The organism is Pseudomonas mediterranea CFBP 5447 (assembly GCF_000774145.1).
Taxonomy (GTDB): domain Bacteria; phylum Pseudomonadota; class Gammaproteobacteria; order Pseudomonadales; family Pseudomonadaceae; genus Aquipseudomonas; species Aquipseudomonas mediterranea.
The window spans coordinates 793257-817180 of sequence record NZ_KN322985.1 but is presented as its reverse complement, the minus strand read 5'-3'; the positions used below and the strand labels follow the sequence as shown (position 1 = coordinate 817180).

The following is a 23924-nucleotide window of genomic DNA, read 5'->3' as shown; positions in this document are numbered from 1 at the left end:
GTGGACGATTACCAGCAGACGATACGCACCTTGTCCGATCGCATAGTGCTGGCGCAAACGCCGATTCGCATTCTCGACGCGGTGAAATGGGACGAGAACATCCGCAAGGGGTTTCTCAAGGCCAAGGGCAAGGAACCGCCTGCCGTGGACCGTGATTACTACCTCAACCGACCGCTGTCCTTCGATTCCAGCAAGGTCAAGCTGGAATTCCAGAACATCGAGCGCGACATTACCCGTCAGCTCGGGCAGTTCAACCCGGTCGGCCAGATCATGCGTCGCATGTGCAAGGAATACCGCATGGTGGTGCGCATGCTCGAAGCGCGCGGCACCGAGGACTTCGGGCTGATTTCCCAGGAGCTCTACGGCGCCGCCTCCGATGCCTTCCATGCCGGCGACCCGACCCTGTCCGACCTGGGCCTGATGCTGTCCGACTACCTGAACAACATCGATGGCCGTGGCGATTTGAAGGACGAACCCAAGGTCCTCAGTGCCAAGGAAGCGGTCGGCCTGCTGCAGCATCGCCTCAACCGGGTCTTCGGCGAAGCCGAGGAAACCATTCGGGTGTTCGAGTCCGACGGAATCGTCGCGGACGCGGCGGCGGGGGCCGACTACATCAAGATCCGCGCCGATGCGATGTTCAACGAACGGGACGTGCGGGCCCTGGAGGTCCATGAAGGCCTTGTACACGTCGGCACGACCCTCAACGGCTTGAACCAGCCGATCTGCACGTTCCTGTCCAAGGGCCCGCCCTCGTCCACCGTGACCCAGGAGGGCCTGGCGATCCTGATGGAGATCATCACGTTTGCCTCCTATCCGAGTCGCCTGCGCAAACTGACCAACCGCACCCGCGCCATCCATATGGTGGAGGAGGGAGCCGACTTCCTGCAGGTCTTCGAGTTCTTCCGCGAGCAGGGCTTTGAAATGGCCGAAAGCTACGGCAACGCCAGCCGGGTTTTCCGTGGCTCGGTGCCGAACGGTCTGCCATTTACCAAAGACTTGTCCTATCTCAAGGGCTTCATCATGGTTTACAACTACATTCAGTTGGCCGTGCGTAAAGGCAAGCTGGAACAGGTGCCGCTGCTGTTCTGCGGCAAGACCACCCTGGAGGATATGCGTACCCTGCGGCAGTTGGTGGACGAAGGCCTGGTGGTGCCGCCCAAGTACCTGCCCGACCAGTTCCGCGACATGAACGCACTGTCGGCCTGGATGTGTTTCTCGAACTTCCTGAACCATCTGAGCCTGGACCGGATCGAAGCGGATTATTCCAATATCCTGTAGACATCTCACTGTCCAAATGTGGGAGCGAGCCTGCTCGCGATAGCGGTGTGTCAGGAACCTGTGCATTAACTGACACACCACTATCGCGAGCAGGCTCGCTCCCACAGGGACTGTGTTTCAACTTCAAACTTATGCGAGGTTCACCGGATGCGAACCCTCGGCATCTTTTGCCTGCTACTGGCCCTGAGTGGTTGCAGTTCGCTGTTGTTCTACCCCGAGCGCGGCCAGCCCTTCACCCCGGAGCGGGCGCGACTCGAATACCGTGACATCACCCTGCTTACCGCCGATGGCTTGAAGCTCCATGGCTGGTGGCTCCCGGTCAAGCAGGGTGTCGAGGTCAAGGGCACGGTGCTGCACCTGCACGGTAACGGCGGCAACCTCGCCTGGCACCTGGGCGGTAGCTGGTGGCTGCCGGAGCAGGGCTATCAGGTGCTGATGGTGGACTATCGCGGTTATGGCTTGTCCGAAGGTGAGGCGAGCCTGCCGGCGATCTATCAGGACCTCGACGCGGCATTCAAATGGCTCGACCAGGCGCCGGAGGTCCAGGGCAAGCCGTTGGTGCTGCTAGGCCAAAGCCTGGGTGGCGCGCTGGCGGTGCATTACCTGGTCGATCATCCGCAGCGCCAGCAGCAGCTCAAGGCCCTGGTACTCGACGGCGTGCCTGCCAGTTATCGCGATGTTGGACGTTTTGCCCTGAGCACGTCGTGGCTGACCTGGGCCTTCCAGGTACCCTTGTCCTGGCTGGTGCCCGACGGCGACAGCGCCATCGGCTCCATCGCGCAATTGAATGGCGTGCCGAAACTGATCTACCACAGCCTCGACGACCCTATCGTGCCTCTTTCCAACGGTATCCGCCTGTATCAAGCTGCGCCGCCGCCGCGGGTCCTGCAGCTGACCCGTGGCGGGCACGTGCAGACGTTTGCCGATCCGGTCTGGCGCACTGTGATGCTGCGCTACCTCGACGACCCGCAACACTTCGACGGGCTGCGCCGCCTGGGCGAAGTCCCGAATTACCCGAAATCACCCGTTGAATCTCCAGAGAGCCCGCAATGAGCGAAGAACGCAACGCCATCCCCCTGATCATCACCGGTATCTGCAGCATCCTCGGCACCGTCGCGGTGCTGTGGTACTACGGCTACCTGCACTTCGCCAAACCCGAGGATGCGCTGTTGCTCAATGAGTTCACCATGCTCAAGACCCTGCCGGGAGAAGACTACAAGGTTTCCCTGGAGCCGGCGTCCCAGGTGGCCCAGTGCATCGACGGCGTGCTGGTGCTGTTCGACACCGAACAGAAAGGCCTGACGGGTGTGCTGGTCAATGAAAAGAAACGCGCGGTGCGGTGCATGGGGCAGGAGACGCCGCAGAAGCTTCAGCCGTAATGCCAGAGTTCGATGACCCTGTGGGAGCGAGCCTGCTCGCGATGGCGGAGTGTCAGCCGATGCATGACTGGCTGAATTGACGCCATCGCGAGCAGGCTCGCTCCCACAAGGGGAAATATTCGACAGATAAAAAAGCCCCGCCTGAATTGCTCAGGCGGGGCTTTTTCGTTGCTTCCAGCCGATCAGTTGGCGCTCATGCTCGAGCGGGGTGCCACTGGCTGGTTGTCGTTGGAGATGGTGACTTCCACCCGACGGTTCATGGCGCGGCCCGAAACGCTGTTGTTGTCGGCCACCGGGAATTCCTTGCCATAACCCTGGGTCACGATGCGGGCCGGGTCGACGCCCATTTTCACCAGGGCGGTGCGCACGGAACCGGCGCGGCGTTCGGACAGCGACTGGTTGTAGGAATCCGAACCGGTACTGTCGGTGTAGCCCTCGACGATCACCTTGCGGTCAGGGTTTTCCTGGAGGAACTGCGCCAGTTTATTCACGTTGACCAGGCCGCTGGAACGCAGGTCGGACTTGTTGGTGGCAAACAGCACGTCACCGAAGGTCACCAGGGTACCGCGTTCGGTCTGCTTGGCGTTGAGGCTGTCCTGCAGTTGCTTGATCTGCGCGTTGCGGGCATCGAGCAAGGCACGGGCGCGTTCGTCGCCGGCGTTTTTCAACTCCATCTCGGCGGTACGCAGGGCAATGGTCTGCTTGGCCACTTCGACGCGCTGGTTGGTCAGGTAGGCCAATTGGTCGACCTTGGCTTCGTCTTCCCGGTCCAGGTAAGCCTTGTCGGCCTTGGCCAGGAAATCGGCGGCGTCCTTGGTTTCCAGCGCGGCCACCTTGGTCGCTGCCGGATCGGCCTGCAGGCCGTTGTAGTTGGTGCGGGCCTGTTCCAGGTTGACGTTCGGATCGTGGGAGCAAGCGGCCAGGGCTACGCAGGCAGCGAGCAGGGCGGGCATCATCAAATGTTTGTGCATCATAGTCTGTCGTCCTTTTATCGATGAGAAGTACGTCGTGGCGTGAACGGCTTACTGAACCTTGTTCATGCCTTCCTGACGCAGTTCCTGAACCCCTTTCTGGGAATCCTTGAGTGCCTGTTCGGCCTTGGCGGCCTGGGCCTTGCGTTCGGCGACGCGGGCGTCCCACTCGGCCTGTTCGGCCAGACGCTTGGCTTCGTCGTATTTCTTGTCGTGCATGGCCAGCTCGGCTTGCTTGAGCTTGTCCTGGGCCGACTTCATTTCCACCGCAGCGAATTCGGTACCGCCGGCGCTGACTGCGCTGTTGACGGCCGATTGCGTGACTGCGTACTGCTCCGAAGGCGGATTGCCGGCGCATCCTGCGAGGATGAAGCTGCTTCCGATGGCCAGGGCAGCCAACTTCAGACCACGCAGGCCATTGAATGAGGGTTTGGCAGTGCAGGTATTCATAGGCTTCAACTCCATTGGAAAACTCCTGGGAAACTACAAATCCATGCCGGAACCGAAGCCTTGACGTCCGTTTAGATGCTGGTGCCAGGCGCGTTTATTTAAACAACCGTTCCAGTATGGTTACTCGGTGTGACCCGAGGCGTTTTTCAAAAGTTCAGCCAAGATGGCCAATCGCCAAAAAGCCTTGCTGACTGATCGGTCAGGGGCAAAAAAGCTGAACTTTCCTGGCGCGCAACGGTATTCCAGCGCCGTTCATGGCGCTGGAATAGGGGGAGGAAATGGAAGAGGGATCAGTGCTTCGACTTGTCGTTCTGTGAACTGAGTTGATGCAAATGACGCCGGGACAGGGCGAGAAAACGCGGCGTCGGGCCAACGTCTTCATACAGCGGGTCGCCTTCCTCGTCGGTGGCGACCACTTGGGAGCCCTTGATGTACGGGAAGCTCGCTTCCAGTTCCTCCAGGGCGGCGCCGATCAGTTCGCCGAGCAGTTCCTCGGGCTGGCGCTTGGGGTACATGTCGCAGATCGCGGCAAGGCGGGCGGCGGCTTCCATGTCCAGGTGAATGGTGTAGCCGGTCTGGGTCAGGTGACCCTTGGCGTTCTCTTCCCAATGCTGGGCAAGCTCACGGATTTTCATGATGGCCTCATTAGACCTGCTCGTGGCAGGCACGGTGAGTGACAAGCCGTCGTGTGGCTTACTGTTGAGACTAGCTTTGTCCGACAAGGTTTAAAGACCCTTCGTCGCTTGTCATACGTGGCTGGCATCGGCACTCTCTTGTGAACGTCTCACCCAAGAGCTGTCCGGACCTTTTTTGCTGGAGAACTGCTGATGACCGATATCGATGCCCGCTTGCGCGAGGATGTCCACCTGCTCGGCGAGCTGCTGGGCAATACCATCCGCGAACAGTACGGGGACAGGTTTCTCGACAAGATCGAGCAGATCCGCAAGGGCGCCAAGGCCGATCGACGCGGCTCCGTGGATGCCGAACTCAGTGCCAGTCTCAACCAGTTGAGCGAAGACGAACTGCTGCCGGTGGCGCGGGCGTTCAACCAGTTCCTCAACCTGGCGAACATTGCCGAGCAGTACCAGCTGATCCACCGCCGTGAAGAATCACAGCCAGCGCCGTTCGAGGCGCGGGTGTTGCCTGAGTTGCTTGCCCGGTTGCGCGCTGAAGGCCATGCCGCCGAGTCCCTGGCGCGGCAGCTGGGGCGCCTGGAAATCGAGCTGGTGCTCACGGCCCACCCCACCGAAGTCGCCCGCCGTACCTTGATCCAGAAATACGATGCCATCGCCGCGCAACTGGCGGCCCAGGATCACCGCGACCTGACCAGTGCCGAGCGTGCGCAGATCCACGAGCGCCTGCAACGGCTGATCGCCGAAGCCTGGCACACCGAGGAAATCCGCCGCACCCGGCCGACCCCCGTGGACGAAGCCAAGTGGGGCTTCGCGGTGATCGAGCACTCGCTGTGGCAGGCCATTCCCAATTACCTGCGCAAAGCCGACCAGGCCCTGCATGCCGCCACCGGGCTGCGCCTGCCGCTGGAGGCGGCGCCGGTGCGCTTTGCCTCGTGGATGGGCGGTGACCGCGACGGCAACCCGAATGTCACGGCCGCGGTGACCCGTGAAGTGCTGTTGCTGGCGCGGTGGATGGCGGCGGACCTGTATTTGCGCGACGTCGATCAACTGGCCGCCGACCTGTCCATGCAGAAGGCCAGCGAGGCCTTGCGTGCCCAGGCCGGCGACAGCGCCGAACCCTACCGTGCCGTGCTCAAGCAACTGCGCGAACGCCTGCGCGCCACGCGCAACTGGGCCCAGGCTTCCTTGAAAGGCACCACACCGGCCGGCACCGATGTATTGCAGAACAACCGCGAGCTGCTGGATCCCCTGGAGTTGTGCTACCAGTCGCTGCACGACTGCGGCATGGGGGTGATCGCCGATGGGCCGCTGCTCGATTGCCTGCGCCGGGCGGTGACCTTCGGCTTGTTCCTGGTGCGGCTCGACGTGCGCCAGGATTCGACCCGGCACACGGCGGCCATGACGGAAATCACCGACTACCTGGGGTTGGGGCGCTATGAGGAGTGGAGCGAGGAACAGCGCATCGGCTTCTTGCTGGACGAACTGAATAATCGCCGGCCATTGCTGCCGACCAACTTCAAGCCGTCGGCCGATACGGCGGAAGTCCTGGCCACCTGCCGGGAAGTCGCAGCGGCGCCGGCGGCGTCCCTGGGTTCCTATGTGATTTCCATGGCCGGTGCGGCTTCCGATGTGCTGGCGGTACAACTGTTGCTGAAAGAGGCCGGTGTGCTGCGGCCGATGCGGGTGGTGCCGCTGTTCGAAACCCTGGCCGACCTGGACAACGCCGGGCCGGTGATCGAACGGCTGTTGCTGCTGCCGGGCTATCGCGCGCGCCTTCATGGGCCCCAGGAAGTGATGATCGGCTATTCCGATTCGGCCAAGGATGCGGGGACCACCGCCGCGGCCTGGGCACAGTATCGGGCCCAGGAGCGGTTGGTGGAGATCTGTCGCGAGCAGCAGGTCGAACTGCTGCTGTTCCATGGCCGTGGTGGCACGGTTGGCCGCGGCGGCGGTCCGGCCCACGCGGCGATTCTGTCCCAGCCGCCGGGGTCGGTGGCGGGGCGTTTCCGCACCACCGAGCAGGGCGAAATGATTCGTTTCAAATTCGGCCTGCCGGACATCGCCGAACAGAACCTCAACCTGTACCTCGCGGCCGTGCTCGAAGCGACCCTGCTCCCGCCGCCGCCACCCACGCCCGAATGGCGACACCTGATGGACGAACTGGCGACCGACGGCGTCAATGCCTACCGTGCCGTGGTGCGGGAAAACCCACAGTTCGTCGAGTACTTCCGTCAGTCCACCCCGGAGCAGGAACTGGGACGCTTGCCCCTGGGCAGTCGGCCGGCCAAGCGCCGGGCCGGGGGTATCGAAAGCCTGCGGGCTATTCCGTGGATTTTCGGCTGGACCCAGACCCGCCTGATGCTCCCGGCCTGGCTCGGCTGGGAAACCGCCCTGGGCAAGGCCCTGGAGCGGGGCGAGGGCGAATTGCTGGGGCAGATGCGCGAGCAGTGGCCGTTCTTCCGTACCCGCATCGACATGCTGGAAATGGTGCTGGCCAAGGCCGATGCCGATATTGCGCGCTCCTACGACGAGCGTCTGGTGGAACCTGCACTGCGACCTTTGGGTGCGCATTTACGCGACCTATTGTCGCAGGCCTGCTCCGTGGTGCTGGGGTTGACCGGGCAGTCGCAACTACTGGCACATAGCCCAGAGACGCTCGAATTCATTCGCCTGCGCAACACCTATCTCGACCCCTTGCACCTGTTGCAAGCCGAACTGCTGGCCCGCTCGCGGCAACAGGACGTCGCCCAGGGCAGCCCCGTGGAGCAAGCATTGCTGGTGTCTGTGGCGGGTATCGCCGCCGGATTGCGCAACACCGGCTAAGCTCAAGCGGCACCTCGAAACGGCTCGCCCGGTGTCGCCGGGCGGTGCCTTGCGGGAAGGGCAGCAGGTCGGCCAGGCGACAGTTTGTTGCCCGGTTGCGACTCTCGCCACCCCCTCCAAAGGTCGCGTCGGACGCCGGTTCCTCCGACTTTCGGCGGCTTGTGTGGGTCGGGCCCGCTGTGTATCTTGATCAGCCTTTGGCCGTTTGGGCGGTCACGATTCCAGTTTTCCGAGATTGGCCCGACGAGGCGAATCCGAGCGTTTTACATAAAAAAATTGAGGAGCACATCGATGCGCGTCATTCTGCTGGGAGCTCCCGGGGCCGGTAAAGGTACTCAGGCAAAGTTCATCACCGAAAAATTCGGTATCCCGCAAATCTCCACCGGCGACATGCTGCGTGCAGCGGTCAAGGCCGGCACCGAGCTGGGCATCAAGGCCAAGAGCATCATGGATGCCGGCGGCCTGGTGTCGGATGACCTGATCATTGCCCTGGTCAAGGATCGCATCGCCCAACCCGACTGCGCCAAGGGTTTCCTCTTCGACGGTTTCCCGCGCACCATTCCCCAGGCCGAAGCCCTGGTGGAAGCCGGTGTGGAACTGGATCACGTCGTCGAGATCGCCGTCGACGACGAAGAGATCGTCCAGCGTATCGCCGGGCGTCGCGTCCACGAGCCTTCCGGCCGCGTCTACCACACCGTCTACAACCCGCCGAAAGTCGCTGGCAAGGACGACCTCACCGGTGAAGAGCTGGTGCAGCGCAAGGACGACACCGAAGAAACCGTGCGTCATCGCCTGTCGGTCTACCATTCCCAGACCAAGCCGCTGGTGGACTTCTACCAGAAGCTGTCCGCCAAGACCGGCGGCAAGCCCAAGTACAGCCACATCCCGGGCGTCGGCACGGTCGATGCGATCACCGGCAAGGTGCTTGAAGCGCTGAGCTGAAAAGCCTGCTCGGTTGCACCAACTACGGCCCGCTTGCGGGCCGTAGTTGTTTATACTGGCGCCCCTTTTTTCCCCCTGATTGACGGACACATCGATGAGCACCTTGCTGGCCCTGGACACCGCGACCGAAGCTTGCTCCGTTGCCCTGCTGCACGACGGCAAGGTCACGAGCCATTACGAGGTGATTCCACGCCTGCATGCACAGAAACTGTTGCCGATGATCCAGCAGTTGCTCAGCGATGCCGGCACAACCCTGCAGGCTGTGGACGCGATTGCGTTTGGTCGTGGCCCGGGGGCCTTTACCGGTGTGCGCATCGCCATCGGCGTCGTACAGGGACTGGCGTTCGCGTTGGAGCGGCCGGTGTTGCCGGTGTCGAATCTGGCGGTGCTGGCCCAGCGTGCCTTGCGTGAACACGGCGCCCGGCAGGTGGCCGCGGCCATCGATGCACGCATGGACGAGGTGTATTGGGGCTGCTACCGCGAAAGCGCTGGCGAGATGCGTCTGGTGGGTGCCGAGGCGGTGCTGCCGCCCGAAGTAGCGGCCTTGCCGGCAGAGGCGGCGGGTGAGTGGTTTGGCGCCGGTACCGGTTGGGGCTATGGCGAGCGCATCGCCGTCAAGCTCGGCGGCCAGGACGCCAGCCTGCTGCCCCACGCCGAAGACCTGTTGGCCCTGGCCCGTTTCGCCTGGGAACGCGGCGAAGCCATCCCGGCCGACGATGCCCAGCCGGTGTACCTGCGGGACAAGGTCGCGACTCCCAAGTCCGAGCGATAATCCACACTCTCAAGCGGGCAGGGCTGTGGCAAGGGAGCTTGCTGGGGCAAGGGGAACTGACTGTGGAGAGGGGGGGGTGCTGTGGCGAGGGAGCTTGCTCCCGCTGGGGTGCGAAGCAGCCCTCGCTTTTTGCGATTGCTGCGCAATCGGACGGGAGCAAGCTCCCTCGCCACAAAAGGCGTCCAGACCCAAGGTTCTCGAGATCCTCGAAAGTCATTCCCACCTCAAAAAGTCACATCCAATATTACCAGTCGTCATTTTTTTGCCCGGTTTTTAAACCTTTTCGGCTTTATGTGTTCTAGTTATCACTTGCGCATTTGCGCGGCTGGGAAAGTGCCGCTAAATTGCCATCATTGATACTGAGCATTCTGTTATGCGTATAGACGGATATTCACCGCAGTCTTACCCCATCAAGCGCCGGCCCAGGACGGGCAAGGTCGCTGATCAGGAATCCTTCGACGACGTCGATGGCGAATTGGAGTTTCCGTCTGAGGAGCAACTGGCCGCCCGTGCCGCCAAAGCTTCCGCACAGCGCTTGAGCAATCTCCCCGCTCGCCAGCAAGACATGCTCTACCACCGTTCCATGAGCCGCAGTGTCGCCACGGCCTTGGCCAGCTACTTGAGCACCGCCGGTTTCGTCGATTGGGATATGGAAGTACTGGGGCTCGACCTCTACATCTGATGGCGTTGCCTTACTACCTCGGCTGCCCCTCCTGGAGCGAAAACGCCTGGCGCGATTACCTCTATCCCCAGGACGCCAGAAGCTCCGATTTCCTGAATTGGTATTCCCAGGTGTTCAACGCCGTGGAAGGCAACACGACCTTCTACGCGAGCCCGTCCGCGGCTATCGTGCAGCGTTGGGCCGAGGCCATGCCCGCGCACTTTCGCTTCACCGCCAAGTTCCCCGGCGAGATCAGCCACAACGGCGATCTGCGCGAGCACCAGACGGCCGTCGACACCTTCCTGCAACTGCTCAGCCCTTTGGGCGAACGGGTTTCGCCGCTCTGGCTGCAGCTGTCCAAGGCGTTCACGCCGAATCGATTGGCGGAACTGGCGGGGTTCATCGACGCCTTGCAGCGCCCGCTGGCGGTGGAGGTCCGTCACGATGAGTTCTTTGCCAAAGGCGATGCCGAACGGCGGCTCAATCGCCTGCTGCTCGATCGTGGCGTCGAGCGTATCTGCCTCGATCCCCGGGCCCTGTTCAGTTGCACTTCCAGCGATCCTGCCGTGCTCCATGCCCAATCGAAAAAGCCGCGGGTACCACCCCGGCCGGCGGCTTTCACCCAATGCCCGCAGGTGCGCTTCATCGGTCATCCGGTGCTGGAGGCCAACGAGCCATTCCTGACGCCCTGGGTGGAGAAAATTGCCGGTTGGATCGAAGAAGGGCGTACGCCCTACATCTTCCTGCACACCGCCGACAACCTGCTGGCGGCGAAGCTGGCGCTGCGTTTTCATCAGCGGTTGATGCAGCGATTGCCTGGCTTGCCGGCCCTGCCTGAGTTATACAGAGAGCCCGCCGCCGAGCAGTTGGGTTTGCTCTGAGGCCGGATCCTTCTCAGCTCAGGAGTGACCTAAATGGATGCGCAAAACCGTCGGGCCCAGGCGTTCAAAGCCTTGCACGAACGCGAAGGGGCTTTTGTCATTCCCAACCCGTGGGACGCCGGTTCCGCGAAGATGTTGGCCAGCCTGGGGTTCGAGGCCTTGGCCACTACCAGCGCCGGTCACGCTTTTTCCCTGGGACGCCCGGACGGCGCGCTGGGGCTGGAAGACACGCTGGCCAATGTCCGCGCGATCGTGGCCGCCACTGACCTGCCGGTGGCGGTCGATTTCGAGAACGGTTTCGCCGACGCCCCCGAAGATTGCGCCCGTAACCTGCTGCGCGCGGCAGAAGCCGGCGCGGTCGGCGGGTCCATCGAAGATGCCACGGGACGCGAAGACAGCCCGATCTATTGCTTCGAGCATGCCGTGGCGCGGGTCAAGGCCGCGGCCGAAGCGGTACGCAGCCTGCCTTACCCGTTCCTGCTGACTGCCCGGGCGGAGAACTTCCTCCACGGCAACCCGGACCTGGATGACACGATCCGTCGCCTGAAAGCGTTCGCCGACGCCGGTGCCGACGTGCTCTATGCCCCTGGCTTGAGTACCGCCGAACAAGTGCTCGCGGTGGTGCAAGCCGTGGCGCCGAAACCGGTGAACGTGCTGATGTCCGGGGCGCTGGACCTGACACTCGCGCAATTGAGCGAGCTGGGCGCCAGGCGCATCAGCGTCGGCTCGGCGTTGGCCCTGGCGGCGTACGGCGAGTTCATGCGCGCCGCTGGGGAAATCCGCGAGCAGGGCACGTTCACCTTTACCCAACGCTCGATGCCGTTCAAGCAGGCCAACCAGTTGTTCAAGGGTTGATGTCCGGTCGTGAGAATTGCCAAAGGCTTGATGTTGTTGCTGGTGCTGATTGTCGGCGTGGCGGTATTGGGCGTGTGGCGGGGTTGGTTACCGCTGCCGCCGGAATGGAATCCCTGGGCGCCCCTGGACGTCCGGGCGCCACCGAACCTGCTGACCCGCTACAAACTCATGGCCTTGCGCAATGACCCGCAACTGTGTGAGCAGGCCCTTGCTACGTCGGGGTTGCGGGTCGCCCATCAGGCTGACAGCAACCCCGCGGCCAACTGCCCGCTGACCAACGTGCTGCGGGTGCAGGGCGGCGAGGTGGCGTTGAGCAGCAGCTTCCTCGCCAGTTGCTCCCTGGCGGTGGCATTCGCCTTGTTCGAGCGGCATGCGCTGCAACCGGCTGCACAGGCCGCCTACGGGCAGAAAGTGACGCGTGTCGACCATCTCGGCAGCTTCGCCTGTCGCAACATGTACGGCCGTGAAAACGGCGCGCGCAGCCAGCATGCCACGGCCAGTGCGCTGGACATCGCCGGGTTTCGCCTGGCCGATGGCCGCTCGGTCAGCGTCCTCCGGGACTGGCCGAAGGACAATGCCGACGCGCGTTTCCTGCATCAGGTGCGCGACGGTGCCTGTGACATGTTCAGTGTGGTCTTGAGCCCGGACTACAACGCAGCCCACCGAAACCATTTCCACCTGGATGTGGGGCCTTGGTGGATCTGTAGGTGATCAGGCGGCGATGCGCAGGTTCTGCAGCACAATCGGGCGTGCCCAGCGAGTGTCGAAGTCCAGGGCTTTCTGCTGGGCGACGATTTCTTCTTCCGGGAACGGCGGGAATGGCTTGTCCAGCAGATCGAGTTCGAATTCGGCAATCGGCAGGTGCAATGGGCGTGGCTGCGGCGCCGGGCCGGGTTCCGGCAGCGGTTGGCCGGCAGCGAGGACGATGGGGCGAACCCAGTTGCTCTCGAAGTTCTGCTGTTTTTGCTGGGCGCTGATTTCTTCCGGCGGGAAGGGTGGGAACGGCTTGTCCAGCAGGTCCAGTTCGAATTCGGCGATGGGCAGGAACAGCGGCTCAGGCGGTTTGACCTGGGTTTCGGTTACGTCGCAAGTGCGTTGGCTGACGATGTGGTCCAGCAGTTCGGCGCCGAGGGTCGGTTCAACGGCCTCATCGAGGGCGACGGGCTGGTAGCTGCCAGGCGCGGGTGCGTTTTCACCCAGCTGATCGGCCAGGGCCCGGGCAAAAAAATCTTGCCACAGGTGACTGACGCCGCTCAGGGCCTGGGTGTTGCGCAGGCTGTAATCACCGTAACGGGAGATAACGCCTATCGATGTGGAATGAATGTCTGACATTTTTCTCGGTCGACGCTCAGCTCTGGCAAAATGCCGTTCACCGTTGTTATCGGCCGTTTTTGCCGATCCTTAATTTTTTGAGCATATTTCCATGAATGAACAACTTCCATGAGTGAGCAACCCGCGGCCTGCCGCATCCACGTCGAGGCCCTGGCCCCGGCCTTTCAGCCTCAGGCCGAGGACTGGGCCCAGCGCCTTGGCCTGCCCTTGCAGGTGGACGATGGCGAGTTTGCCTTGCAGGTCGGCGAACACGGGCTGCAATTGCAGCAGTTGGGGCCGGACGCGCCGGGGCCGGTGCGGGTGGATTTTGTCGAGGGCGGCGCGGCCCATCGCCGGTTGTACGGTGGCGGCAGCGGCCAGATGATCGCCAAGGCGGTCGGAATCGCCCAAGGGGTGCGTCCCCGTGTGCTGGATGCCACGGCCGGGTTGGGCAAGGACGCCTTCGTGCTGGCCAGCCTGGGCTGTGAGATGAGCCTGATCGAGCGTCAGCCGTTGATCGGTGCCTTACTGGAGGACGGACTGGCCCGTGGCGCGGAGGATTTCGACGTGGCGCCCATCGTGGCCCGCATGCACCTGCTCAAAGGCAATTCCATCGAGGTGATGCAAAACTGGGAAGGCGAGCCGCCCCAGGTGATCTACCTGGACCCGATGTTTCCACATCGTGAGAAAACTGCCCTGGTGAAAAAAGAGATGCGCCTGTTCCGGCCTTTGGTTGGCGACGACCCCGACGCGCCGGCGTTGCTGGCCGCGGCCCTGGCCCTGGCGACGCACCGGGTGGTGGTCAAGCGCCCGCGCAAGGCGCCGTGCATCGAAGGGCCGAAGCCGAGCCATGGGCTCGATGGCAAATCCAGTCGCTACGACATTTATCCCAAGAAGGCGCTCAAGGCCTGAGACTGGGTTGCTTTCATCGCGAGCAGGCTCGCTCCCACAGGGGCTGTGAATGACACAAATCCTTTGTGGGAGCGAGCCTGCTCGCGATGGGGCCGGCCCAGGCACCGGAAACCTAAGGCCGATAAGCCCGCATGAACAACCCCACCACCTCCTGCACATGCTCCTCGGCCGCTTCAGCCTGCAACGGTGCGCCGCAGCCATACAGTAAGCGGAAATTCGCCGCACCCTTGATCAGGCAGAAGAAGTGCTCCGCCGCATGGCGGGGTTTGTCGATGCACAGGGCACCGCTCTGGTTGACCTTGGCCAGCAGCCGCTCCATGCCCGAGAGCATCCGCTCGGGACCGGCCTGGTAGAAGATCGTCGAAAGCTTGGGGTCCTGGCTGCCCAGGGCCATGATCACCCGATGCAGGTTCACCGATTCTTCGCTGTTGACCAGCAGGTGGAAGCCACGGGCGATGTTCAACAGCACGCGTTCAATCGGCACGCCGTCCGGCCATTCGAAGAACAGCGGTGGCACCTGCTCTTCGCACTTGGCAATCACCGCGGCGGAGAACAGCGTTTCCTTATCGTTGAAGTGGCTGTAGACCGTCAGCTTCGACACGCCCGCTTCGGTGGCGACGGTATCCATGCTGGTATTGGCGTAACCCAACTCTATGAACAGCCGTTTGGCAGCGTCGAGAATGGCCTGGCGCTTGACCAGATCCTTCGGACGGCCGGGGCCGCTGGAGGGTACAAGATTGTTCGACATTCTTCGCTTTAATACTGGACTGGTGAGTTTGCTATTAATAACATACCCGCCAGTATAATTATTCCAAGCACCATTAGCGAAAGGTCTGCCGCCATGTTCCGCTATGCATTGCCCCTCGCCCTGCCAGTCAGCCTGGCTTTTTTATTGTCTGCGTGTGGTCATGACGAACCGGTACCGGTCGCTGTGCGCCCCGCCATGGTCGTGAAGCCGGAGCCTTCGGTCCAGGCGACCGACAGTTACCCTGGAGAAGTGCGGGCCCGTTTCGAGCCGGACCTGGCTTTTCGCATTGGCGGCAAAGTGAGCCGACGACTGGTCGAAGAGGGGCAGCGGGTCAAGGCCAACCAACCCTTGGCCGAACTCGATCCCCAGGACGTGCGCTTGCAGCTGGAAGCGACCCGGGCCCAGGTGGCGGCGGCCGAGGCCAACCTGAACCTGGTGCGTGCCGAGCGTGATCGCTACAAGACACTGCTGGACCGGCAGATGGTCAGCCGTTCCCAGTACGACAATGCCGAGAACCTCTACCGCTCCGGTGCCGCGCGCCTCAAGCAGATCCAGGCGGAGTTCGACGTCTCCAGCAACCAGGCCAGTTATTCGGTATTGCGGGCGCCCCAGGATGGCGTGGTCGCCCGGCGTTCGGTGGAAGTCGGTCAGGTGGTGCAAGCCGGGCAGACCGTCTTCACCCTCGCCACCGACGGCGAGCGGGAAGTGCTGATCAGCCTGCCGGAACAGAGCTTCGGTCGGTTCAAGATCGGCCAACCGGTCTCGGTGGAACTGTGGAGCCAGCCGGGCCAGCGCTTCAATGGGCATATCCGCGAACTCTCGCCGGCCGCCGATCCCAAGTCCCGCACCTTCGCCGCCCGTGTCGCATTCGCCGGAGGCAGCGTTCCGGCCGAATTGGGCCAGAGCGCCCGGGTGTTTATCCAGACGGTCGACAAGGTGCCGTTGTCGGTGCCGCTGTCGGCCCTGACGGCTGAAAACGGCGCGACGTATGTCTGGGTGGTCAACGCCAACAGCACCTTGAAGAAAGTCCCGGTGCGGGTCGGCGCCTTCGGTGAAAAGACCGTTCCGGTGCTTGAGGGCCTCAGTGCCAATGACTGGGTGGTGGCAGCCGGCGTGCATGTGCTCCTCGACGGCCAGCAGGTACGGCCGGTGGATCGCTCCAACCGCGTGGTCAACCTGGCGGCCAAGGAGTAATCCCCGATGGGCTTCAATCTTTCCGAATGGGCGTTGCGTAATCGCCAGATCGTACTGTTCCTGATGCTGTTGCTGGCGATCGTCGGCGCGCTTTCCTACACCAAGTTGGGTCAGAGCGAAGACCCGCCGTTCACCTTCAAGGCCATGGTCATCAGTACCAATTGGCCGGGGGCCACGGCTGAAGAGGTGTCGCGCCAGGTCACCGAACGCATCGAAAAGAAACTGATGGAGACCGGCGACTACGAGAAAATCGTTTCGTTTTCTCGTCCGGGCGAGTCCCAGGTGACTTTCATGGCCCGGGACTCCATGCATTCGGCGCAGATCCCCGAGCTGTGGTACCAGATCCGCAAGAAGATCAACGACATCCGCCACACCTTGCCCCAGGGTGTCCAGGGGCCTTTCTTCAACGATGAATTCGGTACCACCTTCGGCAACATCTACGCCCTGACCGGCGATGGGTTTGACTACGGGGTGCTCAAGGATTACGCCGACCGCGTCCAGATCCAGCTGCAACGGGTCAAGGATGTGGGCAAGGTCGAGTTGCTCGGCCTGCAGGACGAGAAAATCTGGATCGAGCTGTCGAACGTCAAGCTGGCGACCCTCGGTCTGCCTTTGTCGGCGGTTCAGCAGGCCTTGGAAAAGCAGAACGCAGTTTCTACCGCAGGCTTTTTCGAGACCGGTAGCGAGCGTTTGCAGCTACGGGTATCGGGCAATTTCCAGACGGTAGAAGAGATCCGCAACTTCCCGATCCGGGTCGCCGATCGCACATTCCGTATCGATGACGTGGCGGACGTACGTCGTGGCTTCAACGAGCCACCGGCGCCACGCATGCGCTTCATGGGTGAAGATGCCATCGGCCTGGCCGTGGCGATGAAGGAGGGGGGCGACATCCTGATCCTGGGCAAGGCGCTGGAAGCCGAGTTTGCCCGGATCCAGAACAACCTGCCGGCCGGCATGCAGTTGCGCAAGGTGTCGGACCAGCCGGCGGCAGTGAAGACCGGCGTCGGTGAGTTCGTCCAGGTGTTGGTGGAAGCCTTGACCATCGTCTTGCTGGTGAGCTTCTTTTCCCTGGGGCTGCGCACCGGGATGGTGGTCGCCCTGGCGATTCCGCTGGTGCTGGCGATGACCTTCGCGGCGATGTATTACCTGGGGATCGGCCTGCACAAGATTTCCCTGGGCGCGCTGGTGCTGGCGCTCGGGTTGCTGGTGGACGACGCGATCATTGCGGTGGAGATGATGGCGATCAAGATGGAGCAGGGCTTCGACCGGATCAAGGCGGCCAGCTACGCCTGGACGAGCACGGCATTCCCGATGCTCACCGGTACGTTGATCACGGCGGCGGGCTTCCTGCCGATCGCCACGGCGCAATCGGGTACCGGCGAATATACCCGCTCGATTTTCCAGGTGGTGACCCTCGCGTTGCTGGCCTCCTGGGTGGCTGCGGTGGTGTTCGTGCCCTACCTGGGGGAAAAACTCCTGCCGGACCTGGCGAAAATTCATGCAGCCAAGCACGGCACCGGTCACGGTCAGCCCGACCCTTACGGCACGCCGTTCTACCAACGGGTCCGGCGGTTGGTGGAGTGGTGTGTGCGGCGGCGCAAAACCGTCATCGCCCTGACCGTGCTGTTATTCATCGGCTCGGTGATGCTGTTCCGTTTTGTCCCGCAGCAGTTCTTCCCGGCGTCGGGGCGACTGGAATTGATGGTCGATCTGAAGCTGGAGGAAGGCGCCTCCCTGAGCAACACAGCCGAACAGGTCAAGCGCCTGGAGGCGATGCTCAAGGGCCATCCGGGCATCGACAATTACGTGGCCTATGTCGGTACCGGTTCGCCACGTTTCTACCTGCCGCTGGATCAACAGCTGCCGGCACCGAGCTTTGCCCAATTCGTGGTGCTGGCCAAGACCATCGAAGACCGTGAGCCCCTGCGCAGCTGGTTGATCAGTACCCTGAACGAACAGTTCCCGACCATGCGCTCCCGGGTTACGCGTCTGGAAAACGGCCCGCCCGTGGGTTATCCGGTGCAGTTCCGGGTGACCGGCGAGCACATTGAAGAAGTCCGCGCCCTGGCGCGGAAAGTGGCGACGAAGGTTCGCGAAAACCCCTACGTGACGAACGTGCACCTGGATTGGGAAGAACCGAGCAAAGTCGTGTACCTGAACGTCGACCAGGAGCGCGCCCGGGCCTTGGGCGTGAGCACCGCCGACCTGTCGAAGTTCCTGCAAAGCTCCCTGATCGGCTCCAGCGTCAGCCAGTACCGGGAGGACAACGAACTGATCGAGATCCTCTTGCGTGGCACCGTGCACGAGCGCACCGAATTGACGCTGTTGCCGAGCCTGGCGGTGCCTACCGAGAATGGCCAGAGTGTCGCGCTGTCGCAGATCGCGACGCTGGAGTACGGCTTTGAAGAAGGCGTGATCTGGCATCGCAATCGCCTGCCCAGCGTGACGGTGCGGGCCGATATCTATGGCAAGGAACAACCGGCGTCCCTGGTGCAACAGATCTTCCCGACCCTGGACCCGATTCGCGCGGAGTTGCCGGACGGTTACCTGTTGGAGGTCGGTGGCACGGTCGAGGATTCGACCCGAGGGCAGAAGTCGGTGAACGCCGGGGTACCGTTGTTCATCGTAGTGGTGCTGACCTTGCTGATGCTGCAACTGCGCAGTTTCTCACGCACGGCCATGGTGTTTCTGACGGCGCCTTTGGGGCTGATCGGCGTCACGCTGTTCCTGCTGGTATTCCGCCAGCCGTTCGGTTTCGTCGCCATGCTGGGCACCATCGCCTTGTCGGGCATGATCATGCGCAACTCGGTGATCCTGGTGGACCAGATCGAACAGGACATCGAGGCAGGGCTGACACCGTGGCAGGCGATCATCGAAGCCACGGTGCGACGCTTCCGTCCGATCGTGCTCACCGCACTGGCGGCGGTGTTGGCAATGATTCCACTGTCGCGCAGCCTGTTCTTCGGCCCGATGGCGGTGGCGATCATGGGCGGGTTGATCGTGGCGACGGCGTTGACGCTGCTGTTCCTGCCGGCGCTGTACGCGGCTTGGTTCAGGGTCAAGAAAACCTGATTGAGAGGCAAATGTGGGAGCGAGCCTGCTCGCGATAGCGGTGGATCAGCTTGCATCGATGCGGTCTGTGCCACCGTCGTCGCGGGCAAGCCCGGCTCCCACAGGGTCCGGGCTGATCGCAGATTCGCCGTCCACCGCAAAACAATGTGGGAGCGAGCCTGCTCGCGATAGCGGTGGATCAGCTTGCATCGATGCGGTCTGTGCCACCGTCGTCGCGGGCAAGCCCGGCTCCCACAGGGTCCGGGCTGATCGCAGATTCGCCGTCCACCGCAAAACAATGTGGGAGCGAGCCTGCTCGCGATAACGGTATGACAGCCAATGAAGAGGTCATGGCGGCAGCCGTTATGGCGAGCAGGCTCGCTCCCACAATTGTTTACCGCATTCAGAGGCTGCCAAACACCTTCTTCGCCAGGCTGGTAGCCGCGGCCGCCGGGTTCTGGCGAATCGTGGCTTCCTGCTTGCCGATCATTTCGAACAAGCCGTCCAATGCCTGCTCGGTCACGTAGTTTTCGACGTTGGCGCTTTTGGCGTCCAATACGCCGAATGTCGCGGCCTGGCCGGCAAAGGCATTGTATTTCTGGGCCAGGCCGACCTTGTCGGTGGCTTGCTTGACGATGGGCAGGAACTTGGCGCGGATCTGCTCGCGACTGCTCTTGTTCAGGTACTGCGTCGCCGAGTCGTTGCCACCGCTCAAGATGCCCTTGGCGTCGTCCACGCTCATGTTCTTCACGGCGTTGACCAGAATCGGCTGGGCCTGGACCACGGCCGTCTCGGCCGCCTGGTTCATGCTGGCTTCCAGTTGATCGACCTGATCACCCATGCCGAAGGCTTTCATCTTGCTGGCGACTTTGCCGAGTTTACCCGGCAGTTCGATTTTCACTTCCGGGTTGTTGCTGAACCCCCCAGGCGTGCCCAATTGCTTGACCGCCACTTGGGCGCCCTGGGTCAAGGCGTCCTTGAGGCCACCCGTGGCATCTTTTTGCGACAGGTCACCCAGGGACAGGGCCATGGCATTGGCACAGGCCAGCAGGCCGGCGAGCAGTAGAGTAGAGCGGAGCATGACAGCGTCCTTGAAATGAATTGAAAGGGATCAACGAGCAGGGTTGACGCGGATCTTCAACGGCTGCGGATCGTTGCCATCGAGTTGCACGGAGTGTTGTTCGGTGCTGATGAACATCAACTGGCCGTCCACTTCGATGCGGGCATTCACGGCATAACGATGGCCGGGTTTGACCTGGGACGGATCATAGCTGAGGTGGAATGGCAGCGGGACCTGTCCTTTGACCGGACCGCTCTGCTGATCGAGCACCACCGCCGGAGCATCGGCCAGGGACACATCCTGCAGGCTCACGCTCAGGACTGCGGTGGGTGGCAAGGCGATGCGTTGCAGGTAGAACACTTCACCGTCGAGGTGGTGCTTGCTCGCCAGCGGCGCGCTGGAGCAGGCGCCGAGCAGTGCGGCGACGGCCAGCAGGATCATTTTTTTCATGGCGCAATTCCTTGGTCAAAGGCGCCAGGGAACAGCCTGGCGCCGGTGGGAATCAATCCAGGGTCACCGGAGCAACCTGATCCGCCGCATCTTCACTGCGATGCAACGCCACTTGGCGGATCGACAAACGAATCTCCGCCGGCAGCACCCGTTTGGCGGCGCCTTCGGCCAGTTCGCCCAGCAGTTCGTGATAGCTTAGCTTGCCGGCTTCGTCCCGGCGCAGAACATCGAGGTCCAGCATCGTCTGGATGAAATGGCGGAACAGGGTCTTGTCGAAGAATTCCGGTGCGTTCAGGCCATGCAGGATCGACAGGCGCTGGGCCATGACGGTGCAGAGGTCTTCCAGTTCTTCGGCGCTGATGCTGTTCTGGCCACTGTTGAGCAGCAGCGAAACGGTCATGTAGAAGCGTTGCAGGGCCTGGGCGATGCTCTTGGACAGCAGGGTCAGCAACACGAAGTGCCGCGAACTCGGGGCCGGACGCAAGTACAGGTCATTTTCGAAACGCAGCAGGCCCTGTTCGACGAACGCTTCGAGCCACTGGTCGATCACGTCGTCCAGTTGTTCCAGTGACCAGCGAATGAACAACTCCGATTGCAGGTACGGGTACAAGGCGTGGGTGTAGCGCAGGATCTGCTCGCGGCTCATGCGCGAAGTGCTCTGGAAGAAGCTCGCCAGCAACGCCGGCAGGGCGAAGATGTGCAGCACGTTGTTGCGGTAGTAGGTCATCAGCACCGCATTCTGCTCATCCAGGTACAGGATCTTGCCCAGGGCATCGTTCTGTTCCGACAGCAGGTCCATGCCTTTCACGTGTTCGATCAGCGCCCGGCCGTCCCCCGCGGGCAAGGTGGTGTGGGGCGAATACGGTACCTTGCGCAACAACGCCAGGTACAGGTCCAGCACCCGGGCCATGGCCTGATCGTCGAGTGCCAGGCGGCTGGTGGACAGCAGCGCCAGGGCCACGAGATTGACTGGATTGATGGCGGCGGCTTCGTTCAGGTTCCGGGCCACGCGCTCACCCAGGCGATGGGTGGTCGCATTGAGCCAGGCCGGTTTGAACTGCGGCCCCAGTTCCTGCTGACGCCAATCCGGCTGTTCGCCATCAAGGAACTCAGCCAGTTTGATCGGTTCGCCGAAGTTCACCGCCACCTGGCCGAAGCGTTGCTTGAGGGCGCCGATGACCTTGAAGATGTCGAAGATCGACTCCTTCTTCTTGCTGGCCCCGCGCAACTCACCCAGGTAGGTACGGCCTTCCAGCACTCGCTCATAGCCGATGTACACCGGCACGAACACGATGGGCGTGCGCGACGAACGCAGGAAGCTGCGCAAGGTGATGGCGAGCATGCCGGTCTTGGGTTGCAGCATGCGTCCGGTGCGCGAACGACCGCCCTCGACGAAGTATTCCACCGGAAAGCCCTTGGTGAACAATGTGTGCAGGTACTCATTGAACACGGCGGTGTAGAGCGGGTTGCCCTTGAAGGTGCGGCGCATGAAGAACGCCCCGCCACGGCGCAGCAGGCTGCCGACCACCGGCATGTTGAGGTTGATGCCGGCGGCGATATGCGGTGGGGTCAGGCCATTGCGGAACAGCAGGTACGACAGCAGCAGGTAGTCGATGTGGCTGCGGTGGCACGGCACATAAATGACTTCATGGCCCGGGGCGATGTTTTGCACGCCTTCGATATTGTTGACCTTGATGCCATCGTAGATCTTGTTCCAGAACCAGCTCAGCACCACTTCCAGGAAACGAATGGCGGTGTAGGTGTAGTCCGAGGCGATTTCGTTGCCGTAGCGCAGGGCCAGGGCCTTGGCTTTTTCCGCCGAGATTTTTTCCCGCTCGGCCTCGTCGGCAATCGCTTGCTTGACCAATGGCTGGTTCACCAGGCCCTTGACCAGGTTGCGTCGATGAGAAAGGTCGGGGCCGATGACCGCCGCCTTCAGGTTGCGGAAATGCACTCGCAGGATCCGCTGGGCCATGCGCACGGTACGTTCGTGGCCTTTGTCGTGCTCGATCAGGTTGCGCAGATGAATCGGCGCAGAGAACTGCACGCGGGTCTTGCGTCCCAGGATCATGATGCTCAACAGGCGACGCAGGCGTCCGGTGACGGCCCAGCTGTCGGCGAACAACAGTTTCCACGGGCTGGATTCGCTGTCGGGCGACTGGCCCCAGAACACACTGACCGGGATGATCTGCGCGTCTTCGGCGGCGTCGTGGGTCAATACGTTGACCAGCCGCGTCAGGGTCGGTGGCGCGCCGCGCTTGTCCTGGCGTCCGAGCCAATCCGGCGCCGGCGTCAGGTAGAAGAATGCCGCCGATTCCAGCAGGTTGCCCACCGACACGGGCAGCACCGGGCGGGGCAGGCCGGCCTTGGTGCACTCGGTGTCGAGTACCGCCAGGTCGGTGAGCGAGGGATCTTGCAGGACGTAGAACACCGGACGGCTGCGGTCGAGGTTGAGGGTGAAGGACGACTGGTTGATCGTCTCGGAGCGAACCCAGAGGTACAACAGCCGGCGCAGGGTGCCAAACACCAGACGGCGGAACGGGGAGCGGGTCATACGGCTTCTGCGTGAGTGAATAGGATAAACGGTCGCTAGTGTGCCGGATTCGTCGAAAATCGGCAAAAAAGCACCGAAGTAAAGTCAGTTGAGAGTTTTTCCCGGTGTCATATACTCGGCAGGTTACTGCCCCGGCCTCCCCTTGGACGGCCAGACGGTGGCGAAGGTTCGTACGGCTTTGGCAGACAGAAGCCGACTTAACAATAAGAAATGGGAGTGAGCATCATGGCTGCACGCGAGACCGGCAATGTGAAGTGGTTCAATGACGCCAAGGGATACGGCTTCATCCAACGCGAAGGTGGGGCGGATGTGTTCGTGCATTACCGCGCGATCCGCGGTGAGGGCCACCGTTCGTTGACCGAAGGCCAGCAGGTCGAATATGCGGTGGTGGAAGGGCAGAAGGGTTTGCAGGCTGAGGATGTGGTGGGGTTGTAATCCACTCTTCCAAAACCACTGCAAACCCCTTGTGGAAGCGAGCCTGCTCGCGATAGCGGTATATCAGGCAATACAAATCGACTGACATACCGCTATCGCGAGCAGGCTCGCTCCCACATTTGGATCTTTTGAGGGCCTGAACTCGAGTCAGGCCGTCTTCCAGGTAATCTCTTCTTCCCCATCGGCACTGATGCGAATCCAGCGATCGGCGGATTCCTCACCTTCCTCTTCCACCCACGAGCCGGGGGCACAGCGCACTTCGACATTCAACGCGGCGAACGCGGCGCGGGCGCAGGCGATGTCGTCATCCCATGGGGTCCGGTCGCTTTCCAGGTACAGGCTGTTCCATTTGCCCACGGCCTTGGGCAGCCAGGTCACCGGGATGTCGCCGGCCTTGCACTTGTAGGTCTGGCCTTTCTGGGTCCACTCGCTGCACGGGCCCAGCGCCTGGCTCAGCCAGGCGGCGATGGCCTTGTGGTCGACGTCAGCGTCTTTGAGGTAGATCTCGATATCGGGTTGGCGCATGGATATCCTCACTGCGGTCTTGAAAAATCCATTCGCG

Annotated in this window: 23 protein-coding genes; 14 read left to right on the top strand and 9 right to left on the bottom strand. The window is 62.3% G+C overall.

All coding sequences use genetic code 11. From position 1 onward, the window contains the following. The 3 genes from N005_RS16185 (at position 1) to N005_RS16175 (ending at position 2657) form a co-directional block, all read left to right on the top strand. Positions 1–1278: a flavohemoglobin expression-modulating QEGLA motif protein gene (locus N005_RS16185; protein ID WP_047702097.1), complete on the top strand. Its 1278-nt coding sequence runs from the start codon at positions 1–3 to the stop codon at positions 1276–1278. A gap of 147 nt (positions 1279–1425) precedes the next feature. Then, the gene (locus tag N005_RS16180; RefSeq protein ID WP_047702096.1) at positions 1426–2331 is read left to right on the top strand and encodes an alpha/beta hydrolase; all 906 of its coding nucleotides are present in this window, start codon (positions 1426–1428) and stop codon (positions 2329–2331) included. Next, a complete protein-coding gene (locus tag N005_RS16175) occupies positions 2328–2657 on the top strand; it encodes a PA3694 family proteiin (protein WP_047702095.1) in 330 nt (109 codons plus the stop codon). Before N005_RS16180 ends, N005_RS16175 begins: the two co-directional genes overlap by 4 nt. Positions 2658–2839: 182 nt before the next feature. On the opposite strand, the gene lptF is transcribed toward N005_RS16175, so the two are convergent. The 3 genes from lptF to N005_RS16160 all read right to left on the bottom strand — a co-directional run bounded on the left by lptF (position 2840) and on the right by N005_RS16160 (position 4713). Next, complete coding sequence (gene lptF / locus N005_RS16170; protein WP_047702246.1) at positions 2840–3628, bottom strand: lipotoxin F family OmpA-related lipoprotein LptF; 789 nt, start codon at positions 3626–3628, stop codon at positions 2840–2842. Between the two features lie 51 nt (positions 3629–3679). Continuing rightward, positions 3680–4093 carry a DUF4398 domain-containing protein gene (locus N005_RS16165; protein WP_047702094.1) on the bottom strand — a complete coding sequence of 138 codons (414 nt, stop codon included), beginning with the start codon at positions 4091–4093 and terminating at the stop codon, positions 3680–3682. Positions 4094–4368: 275 nt separating this feature from the next. Further along, on the bottom strand, positions 4369–4713 hold the full coding sequence (locus tag N005_RS16160) for a hypothetical protein (RefSeq protein ID WP_047702093.1): 345 nt from the start codon (positions 4711–4713) through the stop codon (positions 4369–4371). A 192-nt stretch (positions 4714–4905) separates the two neighbouring features. Between N005_RS16160 and ppc the strand changes: the two genes are divergently transcribed. From ppc to N005_RS16125, 7 genes are all read left to right on the top strand, one after another. After that, entirely contained in the window at positions 4906–7536 is a 2631-nt protein-coding gene (gene ppc / locus N005_RS16155; RefSeq protein WP_047702092.1) for a phosphoenolpyruvate carboxylase, read from the top strand. 291 nt (positions 7537–7827) lie between these two features. After that, positions 7828–8478 (top strand): adenylate kinase, encoded by a 651-nt coding sequence (gene adk, locus N005_RS16150; protein WP_047702091.1) that lies wholly within the window; start codon positions 7828–7830, stop codon positions 8476–8478. 94 nt (positions 8479–8572) lie between these two features. Next, on the top strand, positions 8573–9250 hold the full coding sequence (tsaB, locus tag N005_RS16145) for a tRNA (adenosine(37)-N6)-threonylcarbamoyltransferase complex dimerization subunit type 1 TsaB (RefSeq protein ID WP_047702090.1): 678 nt from the start codon (positions 8573–8575) through the stop codon (positions 9248–9250). Between the two features lie 373 nt (positions 9251–9623). After that, complete coding sequence (locus N005_RS16140) at positions 9624–9932, top strand: hypothetical protein (RefSeq protein ID WP_024778986.1); 309 nt, start codon at positions 9624–9626, stop codon at positions 9930–9932. Beyond that, positions 9932–10792, top strand: coding sequence for a DUF72 domain-containing protein (locus N005_RS16135; RefSeq protein WP_047702089.1), 861 nt, complete (start codon positions 9932–9934; stop codon positions 10790–10792). Before N005_RS16140 ends, N005_RS16135 begins: the two co-directional genes overlap by 1 nt. A gap of 33 nt (positions 10793–10825) precedes the next feature. Beyond that, positions 10826–11647, top strand: a complete 822-nt coding sequence (locus N005_RS16130) for an isocitrate lyase/PEP mutase family protein (RefSeq protein ID WP_047702088.1) — start codon at positions 10826–10828, stop codon at positions 11645–11647. Positions 11648–11656: 9 nt separating this feature from the next. Further along, a complete protein-coding gene (locus tag N005_RS16125) occupies positions 11657–12358 on the top strand; it encodes an extensin-like domain-containing protein (RefSeq protein WP_047702087.1) in 702 nt (233 codons plus the stop codon). On the opposite strand, the gene N005_RS16120 is transcribed toward N005_RS16125, so the two are convergent. Then, positions 12359–12979: a hypothetical protein gene (locus N005_RS16120; protein ID WP_047702086.1), complete on the bottom strand. Its 621-nt coding sequence runs from the start codon at positions 12977–12979 to the stop codon at positions 12359–12361. A gap of 108 nt (positions 12980–13087) precedes the next feature. Here N005_RS16120 and N005_RS16115 point away from each other — a divergent pair, with 108 nt between their 5' ends. Further along, positions 13088–13870 (top strand): class I SAM-dependent methyltransferase, encoded by a 783-nt coding sequence (locus N005_RS16115; RefSeq protein ID WP_047702085.1) that lies wholly within the window; start codon positions 13088–13090, stop codon positions 13868–13870. A gap of 112 nt (positions 13871–13982) precedes the next feature. On the opposite strand, the gene N005_RS16110 is transcribed toward N005_RS16115, so the two are convergent. Continuing rightward, complete coding sequence (locus N005_RS16110; protein ID WP_047702084.1) at positions 13983–14618, bottom strand: TetR/AcrR family transcriptional regulator; 636 nt, start codon at positions 14616–14618, stop codon at positions 13983–13985. Positions 14619–14711: 93 nt separating this feature from the next. Between N005_RS16110 and N005_RS16105 the strand changes: the two genes are divergently transcribed. Together N005_RS16105 and N005_RS16100 are read left to right on the top strand one after the other, a co-directional pair. Then, positions 14712–15812 carry an efflux RND transporter periplasmic adaptor subunit gene (locus N005_RS16105; protein WP_047702083.1) on the top strand — a complete coding sequence of 367 codons (1101 nt, stop codon included), beginning with the start codon at positions 14712–14714 and terminating at the stop codon, positions 15810–15812. A gap of 6 nt (positions 15813–15818) precedes the next feature. Then, positions 15819–18884, top strand: a complete 3066-nt coding sequence (locus tag N005_RS16100) for an efflux RND transporter permease subunit (RefSeq protein ID WP_047702082.1) — start codon at positions 15819–15821, stop codon at positions 18882–18884. Positions 18885–19266: 382 nt separating this feature from the next. On the opposite strand, the gene N005_RS16095 is transcribed toward N005_RS16100, so the two are convergent. From N005_RS16095 to plsB, 3 genes are read right to left on the bottom strand one after another with little or no spacing between them, the layout of a single operon-like run. Continuing rightward, entirely contained in the window at positions 19267–19944 is a 678-nt protein-coding gene (locus tag N005_RS16095) for a DUF4197 domain-containing protein (RefSeq protein ID WP_047702081.1), read from the bottom strand. A gap of 30 nt (positions 19945–19974) precedes the next feature. Continuing rightward, positions 19975–20373, bottom strand: coding sequence for a YbaY family lipoprotein (locus N005_RS16090; protein ID WP_047702080.1), 399 nt, complete (start codon positions 20371–20373; stop codon positions 19975–19977). A 52-nt stretch (positions 20374–20425) separates the two neighbouring features. Further along, positions 20426–22927 (bottom strand): glycerol-3-phosphate 1-O-acyltransferase PlsB, encoded by a 2502-nt coding sequence (gene plsB / locus N005_RS16085; RefSeq protein WP_047702079.1) that lies wholly within the window; start codon positions 22925–22927, stop codon positions 20426–20428. A gap of 225 nt (positions 22928–23152) precedes the next feature. Between plsB and N005_RS16080 the strand changes: the two genes are divergently transcribed. Further along, positions 23153–23362, top strand: a complete 210-nt coding sequence (locus N005_RS16080) for a cold-shock protein (RefSeq protein WP_003184959.1) — start codon at positions 23153–23155, stop codon at positions 23360–23362. Positions 23363–23509: 147 nt separating this feature from the next. Here N005_RS16080 and N005_RS16075 read toward each other — a convergent pair whose 3' ends face one another. After that, a complete protein-coding gene (locus tag N005_RS16075; RefSeq protein ID WP_047702078.1) occupies positions 23510–23887 on the bottom strand; it encodes a hypothetical protein in 378 nt (125 codons plus the stop codon). Positions 23888–23924: the final 37 nt, after the last annotated feature.

Coding starts and splice junctions, on each gene's coding strand:
- ppc (WP_047702092.1), top strand. CDS start 4,906: ATGACCGATATCGATGCCCGCTTGCGCGAGGATGTCCACCTGCTCGGC.
- N005_RS16165 (WP_047702094.1), bottom strand. CDS start 4,093: ATGGAGTTGAAGCCTATGAATACCTGCACTGCCAAACCCTCATTCAAT.
- N005_RS16080 (WP_003184959.1), top strand. CDS start 23,153: ATGGCTGCACGCGAGACCGGCAATGTGAAGTGGTTCAATGACGCCAAG.
- N005_RS16130 (WP_047702088.1), top strand. CDS start 10,826: ATGGATGCGCAAAACCGTCGGGCCCAGGCGTTCAAAGCCTTGCACGAA.
- plsB (WP_047702079.1), bottom strand. CDS start 22,927: ATGACCCGCTCCCCGTTCCGCCGTCTGGTGTTTGGCACCCTGCGCCGG.
- N005_RS16140 (WP_024778986.1), top strand. CDS start 9,624: ATGCGTATAGACGGATATTCACCGCAGTCTTACCCCATCAAGCGCCGG.
- N005_RS16090 (WP_047702080.1), bottom strand. CDS start 20,373: ATGAAAAAAATGATCCTGCTGGCCGTCGCCGCACTGCTCGGCGCCTGC.
- lptF (WP_047702246.1), bottom strand. CDS start 3,628: ATGCACAAACATTTGATGATGCCCGCCCTGCTCGCTGCCTGCGTAGCC.
- N005_RS16105 (WP_047702083.1), top strand. CDS start 14,712: ATGTTCCGCTATGCATTGCCCCTCGCCCTGCCAGTCAGCCTGGCTTTT.
- N005_RS16180 (WP_047702096.1), top strand. CDS start 1,426: ATGCGAACCCTCGGCATCTTTTGCCTGCTACTGGCCCTGAGTGGTTGC.
- N005_RS16100 (WP_047702082.1), top strand. CDS start 15,819: ATGGGCTTCAATCTTTCCGAATGGGCGTTGCGTAATCGCCAGATCGTA.
- N005_RS16135 (WP_047702089.1), top strand. CDS start 9,932: ATGGCGTTGCCTTACTACCTCGGCTGCCCCTCCTGGAGCGAAAACGCC.
- N005_RS16175 (WP_047702095.1), top strand. CDS start 2,328: ATGAGCGAAGAACGCAACGCCATCCCCCTGATCATCACCGGTATCTGC.
- N005_RS16115 (WP_047702085.1), top strand. CDS start 13,088: ATGAGTGAGCAACCCGCGGCCTGCCGCATCCACGTCGAGGCCCTGGCC.
- N005_RS16075 (WP_047702078.1), bottom strand. CDS start 23,887: ATGCGCCAACCCGATATCGAGATCTACCTCAAAGACGCTGACGTCGAC.
- N005_RS16095 (WP_047702081.1), bottom strand. CDS start 19,944: ATGCTCCGCTCTACTCTACTGCTCGCCGGCCTGCTGGCCTGTGCCAAT.
- tsaB (WP_047702090.1), top strand. CDS start 8,573: ATGAGCACCTTGCTGGCCCTGGACACCGCGACCGAAGCTTGCTCCGTT.
- N005_RS16110 (WP_047702084.1), bottom strand. CDS start 14,618: ATGTCGAACAATCTTGTACCCTCCAGCGGCCCCGGCCGTCCGAAGGAT.
- adk (WP_047702091.1), top strand. CDS start 7,828: ATGCGCGTCATTCTGCTGGGAGCTCCCGGGGCCGGTAAAGGTACTCAG.
- N005_RS16120 (WP_047702086.1), bottom strand. CDS start 12,979: ATGTCAGACATTCATTCCACATCGATAGGCGTTATCTCCCGTTACGGT.
- N005_RS16160 (WP_047702093.1), bottom strand. CDS start 4,713: ATGAAAATCCGTGAGCTTGCCCAGCATTGGGAAGAGAACGCCAAGGGT.